The organism is Roseibium aggregatum (assembly GCF_017309185.1).
Classification (GTDB): Bacteria; Pseudomonadota; Alphaproteobacteria; order Rhizobiales; family Stappiaceae; genus Roseibium; species Roseibium aggregatum_B.
Window position 1 is genome coordinate 292,567 of sequence record NZ_JAEKJZ010000004.1, and the last position, 17,916, is coordinate 310,482.

The 17,916-nt window shown below is 61.4% G+C and carries 18 protein-coding genes; 12 read left to right on the forward strand and 6 right to left on the reverse strand.

The annotated features are described in order from the left end of the window. The first annotated feature begins 25 nt into the window (after positions 1 to 25). Genes JF539_RS19010 through JF539_RS19020 form a run of 3 tightly spaced genes read left to right on the forward strand, consistent with a single transcriptional unit; the run spans position 26 to position 3,662 of the window. Entirely contained in the window at positions 26 to 967 is a 942-nt protein-coding gene (locus JF539_RS19010) for an ABC transporter permease (protein WP_207142289.1), read from the forward strand. Then, positions 964 to 1,869 (forward strand): ABC transporter permease, encoded by a 906-nt coding sequence (locus tag JF539_RS19015; protein ID WP_207142290.1) that lies wholly within the window; start codon positions 964 to 966, stop codon positions 1,867 to 1,869. The genes JF539_RS19010 and JF539_RS19015 overlap by 4 nt, the downstream gene beginning before the upstream one ends. Then, the gene (locus JF539_RS19020) at positions 1,866 to 3,662 is read left to right on the forward strand and encodes an ABC transporter ATP-binding protein (RefSeq protein WP_207142291.1); all 1,797 of its coding nucleotides are present in this window, start codon (positions 1,866 to 1,868) and stop codon (positions 3,660 to 3,662) included. The genes JF539_RS19015 and JF539_RS19020 overlap by 4 nt, the downstream gene beginning before the upstream one ends. Before the next feature lie 102 nt (positions 3,663 to 3,764). On the opposite strand, the gene JF539_RS19025 is transcribed toward JF539_RS19020, so the two are convergent. The 3 genes from JF539_RS19025 to JF539_RS19035 form a co-directional block, all read right to left on the reverse strand. After that, a complete protein-coding gene (locus tag JF539_RS19025) occupies positions 3,765 to 4,688 on the reverse strand; it encodes a hypothetical protein (protein WP_207142292.1) in 924 nt (307 codons plus the stop codon). 261 nt (positions 4,689 to 4,949) lie between these two features. Beyond that, positions 4,950 to 5,156 (reverse strand): hypothetical protein, encoded by a 207-nt coding sequence (locus JF539_RS19030; protein ID WP_207142293.1) that lies wholly within the window; start codon positions 5,154 to 5,156, stop codon positions 4,950 to 4,952. A gap of 632 nt (positions 5,157 to 5,788) precedes the next feature. Further along, positions 5,789 to 6,550: a class II aldolase/adducin family protein gene (locus JF539_RS19035; protein WP_268957574.1), complete on the reverse strand. Its 762-nt coding sequence runs from the start codon at positions 6,548 to 6,550 to the stop codon at positions 5,789 to 5,791. Between the two features lie 248 nt (positions 6,551 to 6,798). Here JF539_RS19035 and JF539_RS19040 point away from each other — a divergent pair, with 248 nt between their 5' ends. The 3 genes from JF539_RS19040 (at position 6,799) to JF539_RS19050 (ending at position 9,713) form a co-directional block, all read left to right on the forward strand. Further along, a complete protein-coding gene (locus JF539_RS19040; RefSeq protein ID WP_207142294.1) occupies positions 6,799 to 7,755 on the forward strand; it encodes an NAD(P)-dependent oxidoreductase in 957 nt (318 codons plus the stop codon). An 86-nt stretch (positions 7,756 to 7,841) separates the two neighbouring features. After that, positions 7,842 to 8,498, forward strand: coding sequence for a TetR family transcriptional regulator C-terminal domain-containing protein (locus JF539_RS19045; protein WP_207142295.1), 657 nt, complete (start codon positions 7,842 to 7,844; stop codon positions 8,496 to 8,498). 9 nt (positions 8,499 to 8,507) lie between these two features. Continuing rightward, positions 8,508 to 9,713: a pyridoxal phosphate-dependent aminotransferase gene (locus JF539_RS19050; RefSeq protein WP_207142296.1), complete on the forward strand. Its 1,206-nt coding sequence runs from the start codon at positions 8,508 to 8,510 to the stop codon at positions 9,711 to 9,713. Positions 9,714 to 9,906: 193 nt separating this feature from the next. On the opposite strand, the gene JF539_RS19055 is transcribed toward JF539_RS19050, so the two are convergent. Then, positions 9,907 to 10,827, reverse strand: coding sequence for a LysR family transcriptional regulator (locus JF539_RS19055; protein ID WP_207142297.1), 921 nt, complete (start codon positions 10,825 to 10,827; stop codon positions 9,907 to 9,909). A gap of 119 nt (positions 10,828 to 10,946) precedes the next feature. Between JF539_RS19055 and speB the strand changes: the two genes are divergently transcribed. From speB to JF539_RS19085, 6 genes are read left to right on the forward strand one after another with little or no spacing between them, the layout of a single operon-like run. Further along, on the forward strand, positions 10,947 to 11,897 hold the full coding sequence (gene speB / locus JF539_RS19060) for an agmatinase (protein ID WP_207142298.1): 951 nt from the start codon (positions 10,947 to 10,949) through the stop codon (positions 11,895 to 11,897). A 49-nt stretch (positions 11,898 to 11,946) separates the two neighbouring features. Continuing rightward, complete coding sequence (locus JF539_RS19065; protein ID WP_207142299.1) at positions 11,947 to 13,017, forward strand: polyamine ABC transporter substrate-binding protein; 1,071 nt, start codon at positions 11,947 to 11,949, stop codon at positions 13,015 to 13,017. Positions 13,018 to 13,050: 33 nt separating this feature from the next. Beyond that, positions 13,051 to 13,914 carry an ABC transporter permease gene (locus JF539_RS19070; RefSeq protein ID WP_207142460.1) on the forward strand — a complete coding sequence of 288 codons (864 nt, stop codon included), beginning with the start codon at positions 13,051 to 13,053 and terminating at the stop codon, positions 13,912 to 13,914. 5 nt (positions 13,915 to 13,919) lie between these two features. After that, entirely contained in the window at positions 13,920 to 14,708 is a 789-nt protein-coding gene (locus tag JF539_RS19075; protein ID WP_209017424.1) for an ABC transporter permease, read from the forward strand. Next, on the forward strand, positions 14,705 to 15,790 hold the full coding sequence (locus JF539_RS19080; protein WP_207142300.1) for an ABC transporter ATP-binding protein: 1,086 nt from the start codon (positions 14,705 to 14,707) through the stop codon (positions 15,788 to 15,790). Before JF539_RS19075 ends, JF539_RS19080 begins: the two co-directional genes overlap by 4 nt. A 4-nt stretch (positions 15,791 to 15,794) precedes the next feature. Then, positions 15,795 to 16,523, forward strand: a complete 729-nt coding sequence (locus JF539_RS19085; RefSeq protein ID WP_207142301.1) for an MBL fold metallo-hydrolase — start codon at positions 15,795 to 15,797, stop codon at positions 16,521 to 16,523. Positions 16,524 to 16,527: 4 nt separating this feature from the next. On the opposite strand, the gene JF539_RS19090 is transcribed toward JF539_RS19085, so the two are convergent. Beyond that, positions 16,528 to 17,214 (reverse strand): M50 family metallopeptidase, encoded by a 687-nt coding sequence (locus tag JF539_RS19090; RefSeq protein WP_209017425.1) that lies wholly within the window; start codon positions 17,212 to 17,214, stop codon positions 16,528 to 16,530. 215 nt (positions 17,215 to 17,429) lie between these two features. Next, on the reverse strand, positions 17,430 to 17,783 hold the full coding sequence (locus JF539_RS19095; protein ID WP_207142302.1) for a rhodanese-like domain-containing protein: 354 nt from the start codon (positions 17,781 to 17,783) through the stop codon (positions 17,430 to 17,432). Between the last annotated feature and the right edge of the window lie 133 nt (positions 17,784 to 17,916).

Consider the following 17,916-nt stretch of genomic DNA (forward strand, 5'->3'; position numbering starts at 1 on the left):
GCGGCCCCTTTTCCATGAGAGGCTCATGACAGCATTTATCCTGAAGCGGCTGGGGTTTGCCGCAATAACGCTCTTTGCGGTTCTGACCATCGTGTTCTTCATCGTCCGGATCCTGCCCGGCGATCCGGCGATGGCGATCCTGGGAGATCAGGCAAGCGAAGCGGCGCTCAAGGCGCTGCGGGTCCGGCTCGGGCTCGACGTGCCGCTCTACCAGCAATATGTCGAATTCCTCGGCGGTGTTCTTGTCGGCGACTGGGGCGTGTCCATGGTCTCCGGGCGGCCGGTGATCACGGAGATCCTGAAGGTTCTTCCGGCAACTCTGGAGCTGACGGTCGCCTCGCTCATTCTCGGGGCTGTCGTGGGCATTCCGATCGGCGTCTGGTCCGCGGTCAGGCGCAACAAGCTGCCGGACTACGTTGCCCGCATCGGCTCCCTTCTGGGGCTTTCGTTTCCCGCCTTCGTGTCGGCGGTGCTACTGCTCATGTTCTTTTCCATCCAGCTCCGCTGGTTTCCGGTCATCAGTTCAAGCCAGGGCGGCGGACTGGGCGAACATCTGCGCAACCTGGCGCTTCCCGCGATCAATCTCGGGCTGATCATGGCCGCCTACATCACCCGCGTCGCCCGCTCGGCCATGCTGGAAGTGCTCAATCAGGACTATGTGCGCACGGCCAAGGCCAAGGGACTGGCCTTCGCCGTCATCGTCTGGCGGCATTGCCTGCGCAACGCGATGATCCCGGTGGTGACCGTCGTCGGGCTTTACCTTGGTATCCTGATCGGCAACTCGGTGCTGACGGAGATCGTCTTCAACCGACCCGGTCTCGGCAAGCTGATCGTCGGCGCGCTCAACCAGCGCGACTATACGATGCTTCAGGGGATGATGGTGATCTACACGCTGATCGTCGTGCTGGTGAACCTGATCACCGATCTCACCTACGGACTGATCGACCCGAGGATCAAATACTCATGAGCGCCGATATCCAGACAGCGCGGCCGTCGCGCGGGGCCTATTTCCGTATCGCGGCCGTCAACAGCTTCAAAGGCGTCATCAAGGCCTTCAATTCCAACAAGACCTCCTGGGTCGGGCTCGGGGTGTTCGCCGCGGTGTGTCTGTTGGCCATTCTGGCGCCGGTGGTTGCCCCCTACGATCCCATCGACCAGAACATCCTGTTCCGCCTGAAACCGCCGAGCGAGGCACATTGGTTCGGCACCGACTACTACGGACGCGATACCCTGTCGCGAATTCTTTGGGGCGCGCGGATATCGTTGACGATCGGGCTGCTCGCAATCGGATCGGCCATGCTGATCGGCACGCTGATCGGTCTCGTCGCGGGGTATTTCGGCGGCCGCACGGATATCATCATCATGCAGGTGATGGATGTGCTGCTGGCTTTCCCCTCGCTGATCCTCGGTCTGATCGTGGTGGCCATGCTCGGACCGTCGGTGATGAACCTTGTAATCGCAATTTCGCTGACCGCCATCCCCCCCTTCGCGCGCATCGCGCGGGCGCCGACCATTGCCGTGAAGAACCGCGAGTTCATCGAGGCGGGACACGCGCTCGGCTATTCGCATTCGCGGCTGATGTTCGGTCACATCCTGCCGAACATCGCGCCTGAGGTCCTGGTGATGGGCTCCCTCTGGCTTGCGACCGCCATCCGCGTGGAAGCGTCGCTCGCCTTCATCGGACTTGGCGTCAATCCGCCGACACCGACCTGGGGCGGCATGATCCGGGAAGGCTTTGAAAACATTCTCGACAGCTTCTGGCTGGCGTTGTTCCCCTCGCTTGCCATCCTGATTGTCGTCTTTTCCCTGAACCTTCTTGGAGACGGTCTGCGCGATGCCATCGATCCCCGGCTGAAAGGCGAACAATGACACAGCCAGTGCTTAACATAGAGAAGCTGACGACCTCCTTCCGGGTCGACGGAGCCTGGGTACCCGTGGTGCGCGACCTGAGCTTTTCCATCGGCGCGGGAGAAACCGTGGCGGTCGTAGGGGAATCCGGTTCGGGTAAATCCGTGACCGCGCTTTCGGTCATGCGCCTGCTTCAAGAGAGCCAGTCCCGGATCGAGGGCAGGATCGAGCTTGAGGGCAGGGACCTTCTGGCGCTTGAAGAAAAGGCCATGCAGGAGGTGCGCGGCGGCGATATCGGCATGATCTTTCAGGAGCCGATGACCAGCCTCAACCCGGTGCTGAGAATCGGTTTCCAGGTGAGCGAGGCCCTGCGCCGGCACAGGAACATGAGCCCGTCGGAAGCGGAGGCGGAGACGCTGCGTCTCTTCGATCTTGTGCGTATTCCGGATGCCAAGCGCCGCATCGAGGAATATCCGCACAGTTTCTCCGGGGGCATGCGCCAGCGGGCGATGATCGCCATGGCGCTCGCCTGCAAGCCGAAACTCCTGATCGCGGACGAACCGACGACCGCGCTCGACGTCACCATCCAGGCGCAGATCCTGCAGCTCATTGCCGAGTTGCAGAAAGAGATCGGAATGGCGGTCATGTTCATCACCCACGACATGGGGGTGGTCGCCGAGATTTCCGACCGGGTCGTCGTCATGTTGCGCGGAGACAAGGTAGAGGAGGCGCCGGTGGGTGACCTCTTCGCGGCGCCGGAGCATAATTACACGAAGATGCTTCTCGGAGCCGTTCCGAAGCTTGGAGCGCTTCACGAAACCTCCACGCCGCGCCGGTTTCCGACGCTCGACGAGAACGGTGCGGGCCCCGAACCGGACAATGAACCGGACGGCAGGGGCGACACCATCCTGGAAGTGCGCGATCTGACCACGCGCTTCACCGTTCACGGCGGTCTGCTCGGCCGTCCGGTCGGCCAGGTTCATGCCGTCGAAGGGGTTTCTTTCGATATCGCCAAAGGCGAGACACTGGCGCTTGTGGGGGAGTCCGGCTGCGGCAAGTCCACGACCGGCAGATCGATCCTGCAGCTTGTCCAGCCGGCGGGCGGTCAGGTCGTCTTCGAGGGGCAGGATCTGATCAAGGCGACGGGCGGGCAGGTGCGCGCCGCGCGCCGCCGGCTGCAGATGATCTTCCAGGATCCGTACGGGTCTCTCAATCCGCGCAAGACCGTCGGCGCCGCGATCGCCGAGCCGATGAAGGTGCATGGTCTGAAAAGCGGATTCGACGCGGATCTCAGAGTTGGGGAACTTCTGCAACTGGTGGGGCTGAGGCCGGAGCACGCGTTGCGCTTTCCGCACGAGTTTTCCGGCGGCCAGCGCCAGCGTATCTGCATCGCCCGAAGCCTTGCGCTGGAACCGAGCCTGATCGTGGCGGATGAATCCGTCTCCGCGCTCGATGCCTCCATCAAGGCACAGGTGATCAATCTTATGCTGGACCTCCAGAAGGAACTGGATCTCGCCTATCTCTTCATCAGCCATGACATTGCGGTGGTCGAACGGGTCAGCCACCGGATTGCCGTCATGCTGCTCGGTGAGATCGTCGAGATCGGGCCTCGGGACGAGATCCTGCGCAATCCGCAGCATCCCTACACGAAAAAGCTGATCGATGCCGTGCCCATTCCCGAACCTGAAAACCGGCGGGAGCGGTCGGGTCTGGTCGCCGATGAACTGAAGAGCCCGGTGCGGGCGCTGGACTGGGTCCGTCCGGAGCGAAAGCTGCACGAGGTCGGCAGCGGGCACTTTGTGCTGGAATACTGACAGGCCCGTTTTTCAGACGCGTTTTTCGCTCCGGCCGCGGCGGCAGAACAGAACCTGGCTGCCGCGGTCTGCCGTTCGACCGGAATCGGTTGGCGGCCGGGATCAACTGGCGGCCGGTATCCCCCGGATCACGGCGACCTCGTGGAAAAGAGGCGTTTCCGGGTCTTCGTCGATCAGCTTCTGCGCTTCGCAGGCCGAAATCGGCTGTTTGCCTTCCGCATCCTTGAAGAATTTGCAGACGAAGTCCTTTTCCAGACCCGTTCCCGTCAGTGCTTTTTCCAGCATGACGAAGAAGGAGATATCCGTTCCGGCATCCTGACGGACAATCTGGGAATGGAGTTTTTCCGGCCGGAAGCCGTTGGCCTCGAAGAGCTCGAAAATGATCCCGGTTCCGACCCGGCAACCGAAATTCATGATGACTTCCGCTTTCGGGGCATGTTCGCGCAGACGCTGAAGCAGGGCCTCGTTGAGGCCAAGGCCCACGGAGTTGAACGGATAGCTGTCGAAGGCCTCCCACGGATAATAGTGGGCGATATGGTCGTCGGCCTGTTCGTCCGCGCCGTCGGCCAATTCGACCGCTTGGGCTTCCCGAAAAGCGGAAAGGCGTTTGTCGCCCGGATCGCCCACCTGCGGCAGGCAGCCGATCACGACGTCGGTCTGTGCGATCTGAGCCCGGGCTGCGTCGGTGTCTATCAGGCTGACCGCACCCTTGATCGGATGGAACTGGTCAATCTTGTCCGGCGCAAGGCTGCGGACATTGCGTTCGGCAAGTTCGATCAGCCGGGGGTCGAGGTCGCTGCCGGACACCAGCGCGGCATCGCAGAGCTGCAGCAGGAAGGCGGCGTTCGTGCCTGTGCCGATGCCGACTTCGTAGATCCGTTTGCCGGACAGGTTCGCGGCTTCGAGGCCTCTTTGGAATGTTTCGGTCCAGGGGTCCGTCGGGTCGAAAGCGAAGCTGGGGGCTTCCGGGGTCAAGACATAGGGTTCCCCGGAAGAAGAGGCTTCGGGTTCGAAAACAGAAAACATTCTTTGTCCTTTTGCCTTGGCCAATACGCGCGGGGCATGAGGAAGTTAAACCCGCTGCGTTGTGAGACGCGCCTTGCCGAAGGCTCAACCGAGCCCGTTCAAGGCATGCCGTTTCGTCTCTGTTATGGCCTTGTTCAGCAGCCCAGACGACATTGTGCCGGCCTGAAAGGCGCTGACTGGGTAAATGTTTCAAAGGGAGGCAGGGTTACGACGCAGCGCCACCCGTTTACCGGTTTCGCCTGCGTGCGCTGCGGTCGCGGTTTACGCGGGCCGCGCAACCAGGCGAACGCGGTCGGCCAGCTTGCCGAGAGACCGTGCGAGACTGGATGTGTCGCAAGCGGGATCCAGAAGAATGTCCAGGGGATGGGCGTCGCGGGCCCGTCCGGTCAGGGCCTGCTTGATCCGCAGCACAGTCGGCGCCGGTGACAATCCGTTGCAATCGATGGTGTTGGCATTGGAACGTTTCATTTTGAACTCCTCAGCTTTGGACACATTTCGTCTGTTCAACGGAAGCTTGCGACAAGCGCCCGCGCGATCTGGTCACCAGGAACGGACGCCCGCATAAAGGGCCCGAACACACTTTGTCTCCAGCCTGACGTGTGCCGTCGGCTTTTTTGCGCCGGACGATGACGGACCCTGGGCCCACGTCCTTCACCGGCGAGAAACGCGTTGTTTTCAAAACCGATCGCGAGTTGGCGCAACCGGCCGGCCGGGGCGGCAGTCGAGATCTGCCGCAAGCCGCCGCAAACGATGAACGCGGCAGACCCTGCCTTCTTCGGCGAGCAGGCGGATGCTGGATGCATCCGGATTAACCGGACCTGATTTAACGAAAGTGCGGGGACCGCACCTGCTTGCCTGTTGTCCGGTAATTTCAAACTTTCAAAAAAGCTAGGCAGCTCACGCCGCCAAGTCAAGAATGGAAGGGCCTATTTATTGGGCAAGCGTAACAATTCGCCAAAAGCATCGCTTTTTTGCTGTGCAAAATCGCATGCGTGGTCGTACTGTTTCGAAATTCCGAGGAATTTTGTGCGTTTTTCTGGTTTCTCGTGGAAAAATTTTGCGCTGCAAAAGGCTTGGAGAGGACTGGTTTCCAGAGAAATCTAGTCCCGGAAACCCGGATCGAGCCGGTCCGCGATCCGCATCTGGGCGTCCCATTCGAGCACAAGATCGCCGTCGTCGACCGCCATCTTGTCGTATTGCTCGGTGACGTGCCTGGCAAGCTTCTCCTCGACCTCCAGAACCGGCCGGCCCATGGCCAGGGTGGATTCCTGGATCTCGCAGGCCCGGTTCAGATAGAACATGTTGGAGAACATCTGCCCGGCACTTTCGCCGACGGTCAGAAGCCCGTGGTTCCTCAGGATCAGCGCGGGATTGGCGCCGAGGCTTGTTACGATCCGCTCCCGTTCGTCCAGATCCAGCGCAATGCCCTCATAGTCGTGATAACCGGTCCGGCCATAGAACTGCAGGGCGATCTGGTTCAGCGGCAACAAGCCGTCCGCAAGGCTGGCGACCGCGACGCCGGCCCTTGTGTGCGTGTGCATGACCCAGGCCGCATCATGGCGCGTCATGTGGACGGCGCTGTGAATGGTGAAGCCGGCCGGATTCACCCGGTTGGGGCTGTCGTCCACCTTGTTGCCGTCGACGTCGATCTTCACCAGCGAGGACGCGGTGATCTCCTCCCACAGGTAACCGTAAGGGTTGATGAGAAAGCGCCCCGGTTCGCCCGGCACACGTGCCGTGATGTGGGTGTAGATGACATCGGTCATCTTGTAATGAGCGGCGAGGCGGTAACAGGCGGCGAGCTCGACCCGCGTTTCGTATTCGGCCTTGCTCATCGGGGCGGCTGATTTTTTGTCCAGCATGTTCGGTCCTCTCTGGCAGGCGTCCATCCGCCCGGTGGCTTGCGAGCGCCGTTGACCTCGTGTCCCAGACGGTTTCAGGCTCGGTCGGCGGCTTTACTCTCTGATATACGTTTGTATAACTAGGTTGAGCGCGCAAATGCAAACTCAATCCGGGCCATAGGGTTTTCCCTTATGGCGGCGGCAGGTCGCTGTCAGCTGTTTGTGTACCGCCCGAGATGTTTGAACCGGTGACAGTCAGGAGGCCGAAAATGGAACGGACAGGAATAATCAGCGGTGTTCTCTTGAGCAGCACCATGGACCTGAAGTCGTTCTACGGTCTCGACTTCGCAGAACGCGGTGAAAAGGTTCGCCTGCTCAATCCCGATGAGGTGACGGATCATGAAGAGATCCGCTTCGCCGTGTGCTGGCTGCCCGACGGGGACGCTTTTGCGCCCTATCCCAACCTTCAGATGGCGATGTCCATCGGAGCTGGGGTCGATGCGCTTCTCAATCATGAAGGCCTGCATGATGAGGCCATGATCTGCCGGGTGCGCGATCCGCATCAGGCCGATTTGATGGCGGGATACGCCGTTCACGAAACGCTTCACTTCCTGCGCGGCTTCGATCGGATGAAGGCGAGCCAGGAGGCGCGCCAATGGGCGCCTTTGCCCATGCAGCCGCCGAAACACACGCGTATCGCGGTGCTTGGCAACGGAACAATGGGGGCGGCGGTGACACGTGCCCTTGCCGCCGTCGGGTTTTCGCTGGCGGTCGCCTGCCGGAATGAGCCTCGGGAGCCTTTGCCTGGCGTCACGTATTTTGCCGGGGAGAATGCCCCCTTGAGAGCGGCGGAAGGGGCCGCTGTACTGATCAACGTTCTGCCGTTGACCCCGGAGACCGAGAATATTCTCAACGCCGATCTGTTCGATCGTCTTGCCGAAGGCGCCTGGCTCATCCAGATCGGCCGGGGCGAGCATCTGCACGAGGCGGACTTCGTCGAGGCGCTGGAGAGCGGCCGGCTTTCCGGCGCGAGCCTCGATGTCTTCCGCCAGGAGCCTCTACCCGAGGATCACCCGTTCTGGGGCGACGGGCGCCTGCGGATCACACCTCACATCGCCAGCGATTCAACGCCCAGCGTTGTGGCGGACCAGGTTCTGCAGTCTGCCAGGGAGCTTCTGTCTGGAGAACGGCCCAGCCTCGCCATCGACCGGGGCCGAGGCTACTAGGCGAAATATCGCGAGTCTTGCGTTTTTCGAGAAATTATTCAAGTGTATAACAAGGTGGTCTGAAACGAACCGATCGAATGGGTTGAATGAGCAGAAAAACCTTTCAGCGCCTGTCGCTTGACGCGCGCCGCAAAAGCCTGATGGAAGCGACGCTGCGCTGCGTTGCCCGTTACGGTCTGAGCGGTGCGACGGTCCGGCGGATCACGGAAGAAGCCGGGGTGACGGCGGGGCTGGTGCGCCACTATTTCGGCAGCAAGGACGAGCTGATCGGCAACGCCTATGCCTATCTGGCCGGCCAGCTGACGGCGGAGGCCGGCAGCCGTGCCAAACAATCGGAAGGCGATCCGGTGGATCAGCTCAGGCAGTTTCTGCTCGCCAATATGACCACGCCGAACCTGTCGGAAGAAAAGGTCTCCTTGTGGGCGACCTTCATCGGCAGGGTCCGGTATGAAGCGGCTTTCGCCGACATTCACCGGGAAGGCTACCGGGAGTTTCTCGCTCTTCTCGAAGCGCTCATAGAGCCGGTGCTGGCCTTGCACGGTTTGCCTCATGGAGCGAGCGCCTGCCGGCGCCATGCGATTGCGCTGAACGGGCTGATTGACGGGCTCTGGATGGAAGGTTCGCTCAACTCGGGCCTCTACGGTCGCGCCCTGTTGCCGGAACTCATCCTGGAGGCGGGCGAGCGCCTGCTCGGCCTGCCCGCCGGTTCTCTTCAGGATCAAAAGAAAACGCAAGACAGTTAAGGATACCCAATGCGCTATGCCGGAATAACGGACCGACTTGCCAGTCTGGGCGGCGAGAAATGGGCCGTTCACAATGCGGCCCGGAAAAAGGCGGCAGCGGGTGAGGAAATCATCGAGCTGACCATCGGTGAACCGGACATACCGGTCGATCCCGCCCTGATCGACGTAACGACCGAGTCGATGAAGCGTGGCCGCACGCATTATTCCAACGGCCGCGGCGAGGAGGGGTTGCTTGACGCTCTCGTGGAGAAATACCGGCCGCGTCATCCGGAAATCACCACGCGGAATATCCTGTGCTTTCCCGGCACGCAGACGGCGCTTTACGCGGTGATCATGGCGCTTGTCGACGAGGGCGAGGGGGTTCTGGTCGGCGACCCCTATTACGCGACCTATGCAGGCGTCATCCGCTCTCCCGGCGCGGTCCTTCAACCGGTTCCGCTCAGTATCGAAAACGGCTTCGTCATGCGGCCGGAGGATCTTGAGGCGGCGGTCACGCCGGAAAGCCGGGTTCTTATGCTCAACACGCCGCACAATCCGACCGGTTCCCTTCTGGATCTGCAAACCATCGCCGAACTTGGCGAGGTCGCGGTCCGGCACGACCTCTGGATTGTCTGCGATGAGGTCTATGAGGATCTGATTTTCGACGAAGCGCTGACCTTCGCCTCACCGCTCGAAATAGAGCATCTGCGCGAGCGCACGATCGTTACCTCCTCGATTTCTAAAACCTTCGCGGCAACCGGGTTCCGAAGTGGCTGGGCGGTCGGACCGGAGGAATTCTGCAGCAAGCTTTTGCCGATTTCCGAGACGATCCTCTTCGGCAACCAGCCCTTCATCGCCGACATGAGCGAAGCGGCCCTGCGCGGCAGCTTCGATACGGCCGAGCGGATGCGCAAGAGCTACGCTTCGCGGGTAAGGATGATCGAAAGCGAACTTGAAACCTGTCCGGCGCTGGTGCCGGGCAAGGTTTCGGGCGGCATGTTCATCATGATCGACGTTTCCGGAACGGGGCTGAGCGGCGAGGGTTTCGCCTGGAAGCTCCTGGAAGACCAGGGGGTTGCCGTCATGCCCGGCAGCTCCTTCGGCGAAAACGCTCCCGATCTGATCCGGGTGGCGCTGACGGTTCCGGACGAGGAGCTGCGCGAAGCGATGCGGCGGGTCCATGTGTTTGCGGACGGTTTGGTGGTGTCAACGAGTGAGAAGTCGCTCGTTGGCTAGCGACCTCAGGCGTAGTCCAATGATGCCGGGGACCAATTTTGTCCGGCCCAGAGGAGACATTTGCCGACCGCTTCTGTTGAGCGAGGGGTGGCTTTCAAAGGCCCAGCGGCAGCATTGCGCCGCTTGCACGATGCGGCGCATCGCGCTTCGCGACGCGCCTTGCCGAGTGAGCCGTTCAAAGCCACCAAATGGCTCAAGGTGACCGGAAAGGTCTCTGGCTTGCGGATCGATGCGCCTCGAGAATGTCCGAGAGGAATGTGCGCAGGGTTTCCGTCTTGCGATACCCCTTGCGCAGGATCAGGCTGAAGGTGCAGGTATAGGCAATCTGCTCCGGCAGTACGGCTTTCAGCTCACCCGCCTCCACCCAGGGCTTCGTCAGGTGCTCGGGTAAAAAACCCAGGTAGCGGCCCGAGCGGACCAGCATCAATTGGGGTTCGATCTGGTGGACGGTGGATTCAACCGGCCCCAGCAGCAGGCGTTTCTCGTCCGCCGCGCGCCAGTAGCCGCGCCGGGTAAACGCATGGGACTTGAGCTTTTCAAGCGTGATGCCCTCACCTGACGCGAACAGGGGATGGGTTGAGGCGGCATAGAGAAAATGCTGTTCCTCGTAGAGCGGGATGGCTTCCAGACCGGAAATGATGTGCGGAAAGCTGCCGATGCCGCAGTGGTAGTCGCCGTCATAGACCTTTTGCTGCAATTCCTGAGGCCGGTTCTGCATCAGCGTCAGTGAGACCGAGCCGTCCCTTTCGCCAAAGGCGGCGATGGCCTGGGAAATGCGGGATTGCGGGTCCGTGACGATGCTGTCGACCAGACCGATGCGCAATTCGCCTGTCAGCGTGCCCCGGAGCGCGCCGATTTCCGCGTCGAAATCGCTGATCGAGGTGAACAGGCGCCGGGCGGCGTCGAGCACGACTTCGCCCTTTTCCGTCAGGCGAAACCCCATGCGGCCGCGCTGGCAAAGTTTGATGCCGAAGCGCTCCTCCAGGGCTGTCATGTGGTTTGAAATGGTGGAGGCGCTGATATTGAGTTCCGCCTCCGCCGCCGTGAAGCCGCCGTGGCGGGCCACCGCGTCAAACACCTGGAGAAGGCGCAGGTCACTGCCGGAAAGTCGCATCTGTCACTTTGAGTTTTCTAAAACTGAATATTTATAATCGCCCATTTTTTCCAAGTTATCCAGCCGCTATGCTGCACACTCAATTGGCGTGATTAATTAGCAGTCAAGTTGAGGGTGGAATGGCGTTCAATCAGCCGCTCGGCGGCAATGACATGCCGCGTTTCGCGGGACCGGGAACCATGATGCGCCTGCCGGCGCAGGACACGGCGGAAGGACTCGATGCCTGTTTTGTCGGGATTCCGCTCGACATCGGCACCTCCAACCGGTCGGGAACACGGCAGGGACCACGGCACATCCGGATGGAGTCCTGCATGCTCCGGCCCTACAACCTGGGCACCGGCGCCGCGCCTTTCGACAGTCTCCAGATCGCGGATATCGGCGACATAGCCCTGAACACCTTCGATCTGAAGAAATCGGTTGGCCTGATCGAGGTGGCCTACGATGCGATCCTGGCGCATGACTGCATACCGCTCGGACTGGGCGGGGATCACACACTGACCTATCCGATCCTGAAGGCCATGGCGAAGAAGCACGGTCCGGTGGCTTTGATCCACGTCGATGCCCATGCGGACATCAATGACGAGATGTTCGGAGAAAAGATTGCCCATGGCACGCCTTTCCGGCGCGCGCTGGAGGACGGCTGCCTGGCCGCGGACAAGGTGTTTCAGATCGGACTGCGCGGGTCCGGTTACTCCCCGGAGGACTTCAACTGGTCGCGCAAACAGGGTTTCACCGTCATCCCGGCGGAAGAGTGCTGGTACAAGTCGCTCGCACCGCTGATGGACGAGGTTCGGCGGAAGATCGGCGATCATCCGGTCTACCTCTCCTACGATATCGACAGTCTCGACCCGGCCTTCGCGCCCGGCACCGGTACTGTGGAAATCGGCGGTCTGACCATCTGGCAGGCGCTTGAAATCATCCGCGGCTGCCGCGGGCTGAATCTCGTTGGAGGCGATCTGGTCGAAGTGTCGCCCCCCTACGACCCGTCCGGCAATACCGCGCTGGTCGGGGCCAACCTTCTTTATGAAATGCTCTGCGTTCTGCCCGGGGTGAAATACCAGGCAGGCTGACGGGGCCAACAACAAGAACGATCACCGACCAGGCAGAGATGGAGCAGACATGACAGACAGAATTCGGACTTTGAAACTCACGAGCGCGCTGGTGCTTGGAACTTTGGCCATGTCGCAGCAGGCGCTGGCCACCGAAGAGCTGAACGCACTTGTGTGGTGCGATCACACCGATCCGGCCCTGATCGAGCCGTTCGAGAAGAAATTCGACGTCAAGGTCAACCTCAAGGAATACGAAGGCACGGGCGCGGCCCTGGCGATTGTGGAGCAGTCCCAGCCGGGCGACTGGGATGTCTTCGTCATAGACGGCGTCGACGTGCCGCGCGCGATCGAGGCGGACCTTCTGGCGCCGCTGCCGGCGGACGAATTGCCGACCGACGATCTCTTTCCGGCTCTGGTCATGCCGGAAAACCACACCAAGGACGGCGAGGTCTACGCGATCTCCGAGAAATTCGGCTACAACACCATTTCCTTCAACAAGGCCAAGGTCGATCCGGCCGACTTGAACGACATGTCGGTGCTCTGGTCCTCCGACAAATACAAGGGCAAGATCGCCATCTACGACTACTACCTGCCGGTAATGGGCATGGTCGCGGTCGGCCTGGGCAAGGAGACGTCCGGCCTGACATCGGACGATCTTCCGGCCATCAAGGAGACGCTGTTCAAGGTCAAGGACAACGCCAAACTCGTCGGTGAGGTGGTTTCCAGCCAGACGGCGCTCGCGACCGGCGAAGTCGATATTCTCGTCGGTGGCGGCGAGTGGGTAACGGCGGGCCTGAGCGCCGACAATCCGGATCTGGACTGGGTCCTGCCGAAGCAGGGCGGCATGCGCTGGTCGCAGTCCATCGGTGTCTTCAAGGACAGCGGCAAGAAGGAACTGGCGACGGAGTTCGTCAAATACATCCTTTCGCCGGAAGGCCAGGCGAAGCTGGCGACCTCATCGTGCTACTGGGCAATGCCGGCGAACGCGAAGGCCGGAAGCGTCTTGAGCGATCAGCAGAAGACCGCCCTGCGTTGGGACGACCAGGAGGCTTACATCGCCAATTCGCAGCTTTATCCGGCGCCGGACGCGGAGCTGGATGCTGAGATGCAGGATGCCTGGACGGAAATGCTCCAGCACTGATCCTGAAAGCTGACGGGAAGGGGACGGATGAAAATGGCAGGCGGCGCGCAGAGCAGACGGATCGACCTTGGCCCCTGGGCCTTTGTCGCGCCGGCGCTGCTTTGGACCCTGGCCTTTTTCGTCGTTCCCTTCCTCGTCATGGTGGTGGTCAGCCTGTGGGAGCGGGTCGGCACGAAACTTGTCGCCAGCTGGACCTTCGCCAATTACCTGAAATTTTTCGAACGCGGCCATTTCTTCGAGGCGATGATCAATTCGCTGGAAGTCACCGCCATCGTCACGCTGCTCTCGATCCTGCTCGCCTATCCGTTCGCCTGGATCATCGCCGAAAAGGTGCCGCAGCGCTGGCAGAGGATCGCGCTGGTTCTGGCGATCCTGCCGTTCTGGACCTCCTATGTGGTCCGGTCCTATTCCTGGCTTCTGGTGCTGGCCAACAACGGTGTCGTCAACCAGGCGCTGCTCGGGATCGGGCTTGTCGATGAACCGCTCGACCTGGCCAACAGCCGGACGGCGACCGTGATCGGCTTCGTCCATTTCTTCGTCATGCTGCTGACGCTGACGATCTATGCCAACCTCGTGCAGCTCTCGCCGAATTACCGCAAGGCGGCGGCGGATCTCGGGGCCGGGCCGTTCCGCATCTTCTGGCACGTGATCCTGCCGCTCACCCTGCCGGGGATCATGGTCGGCGCGTTTCTCACTTTCGTGCTGTGTATCGGCGATTACATCACGCCACAGGTCCTTGGCGGCAACAACGAGCTGCTGATGCCGCAAGTCATCATGCTGCAGATCGGCCGGCGCGCCGACTTCCCGACGGCCTCGGCCCTGGCCATTCTCCTGATGATCGTGGTGACCGTCGCCTATCTCGGCTTCGCCCGGTGGATCCGGCTGGAAAGGGCCTGAACGGGATGCGTAAAACCTGGCCGATGGTGCTCTCCATCCTCTATGCGTCGGCGATCTACTGTTTCATCTTCCTGCCGGTCGCCGTTCTGGTGCTGTTTTCCTTCCAGGACGGCCGGTTTCCGATCCCGCCGCTGAAAGGCCTGAGCCTCAGGTGGTACGAAGCGGTCTGGAATGACAGCCGTCTTGTTGAGGCTCTCGTCAATTCGGTCACCGTTGCCGTTGGTTCGTCATTGGTGGCAGTGCTGCTCGGCTTTCTCTCGGCCTATGGACTGGCGCGTTTCGCGCTGCCCGCGAAGGGGCTGCAGCGGGCACTGCTCACGGCGCCACTGACCGTCAGCTACCTGATCATCGGCATGGGGTTGCTGATCACCTTCAATACGCTCGGCGTTCCCAAGTCGCTGCTGGCGGCGGGGATCGGCCATGTGGTGATCAACCTGCCGCTCTGTTTCGCCATTATCTACAGCCAGATGAGCGACCATCAGGCCAATATCGAGCGTGCCGCCCGCGACCTCGGAGCGGCGGAATGGCAGGTGGTTACGCTGATCACCGCGCCGATGCTCTGGCCGGCCCTGTTCGCCAGCTTCTTTCTGTCAATGACCTTTTCCTGGGACGAGTTCATCATCTCGTTCCTTCTGACCCGCTTCGACGTGACCCTGCCGGTGGAAATCTGGAGCCTGCTGCGTTCCGGGCTCAACCCGAAGACCAATGCGGTCGGCAGCGTGGTCTTCGCGATTTCCATCGTGCTGGTGTTTCTTCTCGAACTCGTCGTCTTGCGCAACAGGAGGCGCTCTTGACCACTCTTGCCGTCGACGCACGCAACATCACCCACCGCTACAGCGGCTTCACCGCGCTCGACAATGTCTCGCTCACCGTTCCGACCGGGGCCTACACGGTGTTCCTGGGGCCGTCCGGATCGGGCAAGACGACGCTTTTGTCCGTTATCGGCGGCTTTCTGGTGCCGCAATCGGGCGAGGTTCTAATTAACGGCCGGGACATGACGGAGGTCGCACCGGCGAAACGCCCGACAACGACGGTGTTTCAGGACTACGCGCTGTTTCCGCACATGACGATCGGCGCCAATGTCGCCTTCGGCCTGCGCATGCGCGGCGTCGGGTCGGCCGAGCGAAAGAACAAGGCGAAACGCATGCTGGACCTTGTCGGTCTCGGTGGCGCGGACGGAAAAAAGCCACATGAGCTTTCCGGAGGCCAGCGCCAAAGGGTGGCTCTGGCAAGGGCGCTCGCGGTCGACCCGTCGGTCCTGCTGCTCGACGAACCGCTCGGCGCGCTCGATCTCAAGCTGCGCCGGCAGATGCAGGCGGAGCTGAAAAGCATCCAGCGCGAAGTCGGCACGTCCTTCATCCATGTCACTCACGATCAGGAAGAGGCCATGGCGATCGGCGACACCATCGTCGTTATGAACCACGGACGGATCGAGGATTCGGGGTCGCCGGAACGGATCTACCTGAAACCGGCAACCCATTTCGCGGCTGGCTTCATGGGTCAGAGTTCCTTCCTGAAGGGAAAGGTCAGGGACGTGTCCGCTGGCAGCGTGGTTCTGGAGACCCCCTGCGGGGCGTTTGCGCTGCCCTCCGGACCGGCTGCCTACAAACCGGGAGAAGCGGTCGTGGTGTCGGTGCGGCCCGAGCATTTCGTGACCGGCGAGATTGCCGGCGATGGCATGATCGCGTTGGGGGCGGGGCGTCTGCGCACCATGACCTTCGCCGGAACCCATCACCTCGGCGAACTGGATCACGAGGCATGCGCGGCGTTCAGGCCGGTCGTCCAACTCCCCCAGAGCGGCGGTCCCGGCATTGGCGATACGGTCAGGCTGTGGGCCCGGGTGGAGGATGCCGTGGTTCTGAAAGCGGAAGGGTAGCGGGATGGAACGGGCGACGGCGGAGATCTGGTACGAAACGCGGAAAGTGGGCGACGACGTCACCTATATCTGCGAGCCCTTCATCGAGGAGTTCTACCGCTGCAACATCTGGCATGTGCGCGGGCGCGACAAGGACATGCTGGTCGACAGCGGCATGGGGGTGGTCAGCCTGCGCGAACAGGTGCCGCTCGTCACCGAACGTCCGCTCGAGGCGGTGGCCAGCCACACGCACTTCGACCACATCGGCTGCCATCACGAATTCGAGCATCGCACGGTGCACCGATGCGAGGCGGAACTGCTGGCGGAGCCGACTCGGAAGAACACCCTCGCCGATCCCTATGTCACCGACGAGATCTTCACCAAGCTGCCGCCGCTGCCTTACGCATCAACGGAATACGCGGTCAAAAAGGCCCCGGCGACCCGTATCGTCGAGGACGGCGATGTTGTCGATCTCGGCGATCGCCACTTCACGGTCATTCATACGCCGGGCCATTCGCCAGGCGGTATCGCGCTTTATGAAAAAGCGTCCGGCATCCTGTTTTCCGGTGACATTCTTTATGACGGTCCGCTGATCGAAGACACCTATCACTCCGACATCGGCGACTACATCGCCAGCATGACGCGGCTGCTGGACCTGCCGGTGCGGCTTGTTCACGGTGGTCATTTCCCGAGCTTTTCCGGCGAGCGCTACCGGACACTCATCCGTGACTGGCTGACCTCGCACGACAGGTGAGACGTCAGCCGCGCGTCTCTCTGCCGAAGGCAATGTTGCTGCTTTCACCGAGCTGATTGCGCAGACAATAGTAGATCACGGCCAGGCTGGCGGCGAGCCAGAGGCCGCCCCAGAAAATCGTCGGCCCGCCGAACTCCTCGGCCAGCATGTAGGCGTCGGAGCGCAGGCCGGAGCGCCGGATCGTGTCATCGAAAATATCGAACGGGACATAGATCATGCTGGCCAGGCCGATGACGCGCAGGACAAGATCGTTGATCTCGAGGCTCAGGTAGCGGGCAATGGCGAGCATGCCGAGACCGGTCAGGGTGCAGAAGACCAGCGGGAACCAGTCGCGTATGTAAAGCGCCGTCACCAAAAGCGTGAGACCGCCGAAGGCAGCGGTCACCATGCGGTCGAGGTGGGTATGAAGGGCGATCAGGAAAAGCCCGGTACCGATCAGCAACGAGCCAAGATACCCCGCCGAAAGCGTGATGAAGCGGTTGCCGCCCCGCGACAGGACGTGCCCGCCCTGCTGGGCTGACAGCGACAGGTCTTCGACGGAGCCGCCGGTCAGGACGGTGGCGATCGCATGGGAAAGCTCGTGCAGGAATACGATCAGGATCTTCAAGGGAACGACTACGGGCGAATTCCAGAGCAGGAACAACACCAGCGTGATCGCCATCAGTTGCCAGTGACCTTTCAGGATCCCCAACTCAAACCACCTCCGGCCTCTGGTGTGAAAGCGGCCTCGATCCTACCGGTGCGCCGGTCTCGGTTCAATCCGGTGAAGCCCGGAAACAGGAGAGGTGGTGTCCCCATCCTTTCGCGGATGGGGACAGGACCGTGGCGGGGAAGAGGTCCGGTGAAGGAAAGATCTCCGTCGCTCCGCCGAAGCGGGTTATCGAACAGGCATGTCGGTTTCCGTAGTCATGGCATCAGCTTCGGAGCGCCGGTCGACATGTCGATGCCTCGGTAGGGCATTTGAGCGGCTTTCCAGGCCGCGAAGCCGCCCTCCAGATGGGCAATCGGTGTGATGCCCGCCGCAAGGGCGGCCTGGGCGACCTTGCCGGAGCGCACGCCCGACCCGCAATGAAACACGATGCGCTTGCCGATCTGGCTCGGCAGGCATGCGGCATCGAAAAAGGCCATCGGCATCAGGAGAGAGCCATCGATGTGTTCCATCATGTATTCCGGCGGAGTACGGACATCGATGAGCACGATCTCGCCGGCCTTCAAGGCATCGTAGACCTGCTGCGGGTTCCAGTTTTCGACTTCGCTCATGACAGGATCCTTAGATTTTGTTCGCGGAAATTTTGAATTGGCAGTGACCGCCTTCCGGTTCCCGAAGCCGGTCGCCGCACACGTTTATTGCAGTGCAAAAAGCATGCTGTCTGGAAGACTCAGTGTCGCATGC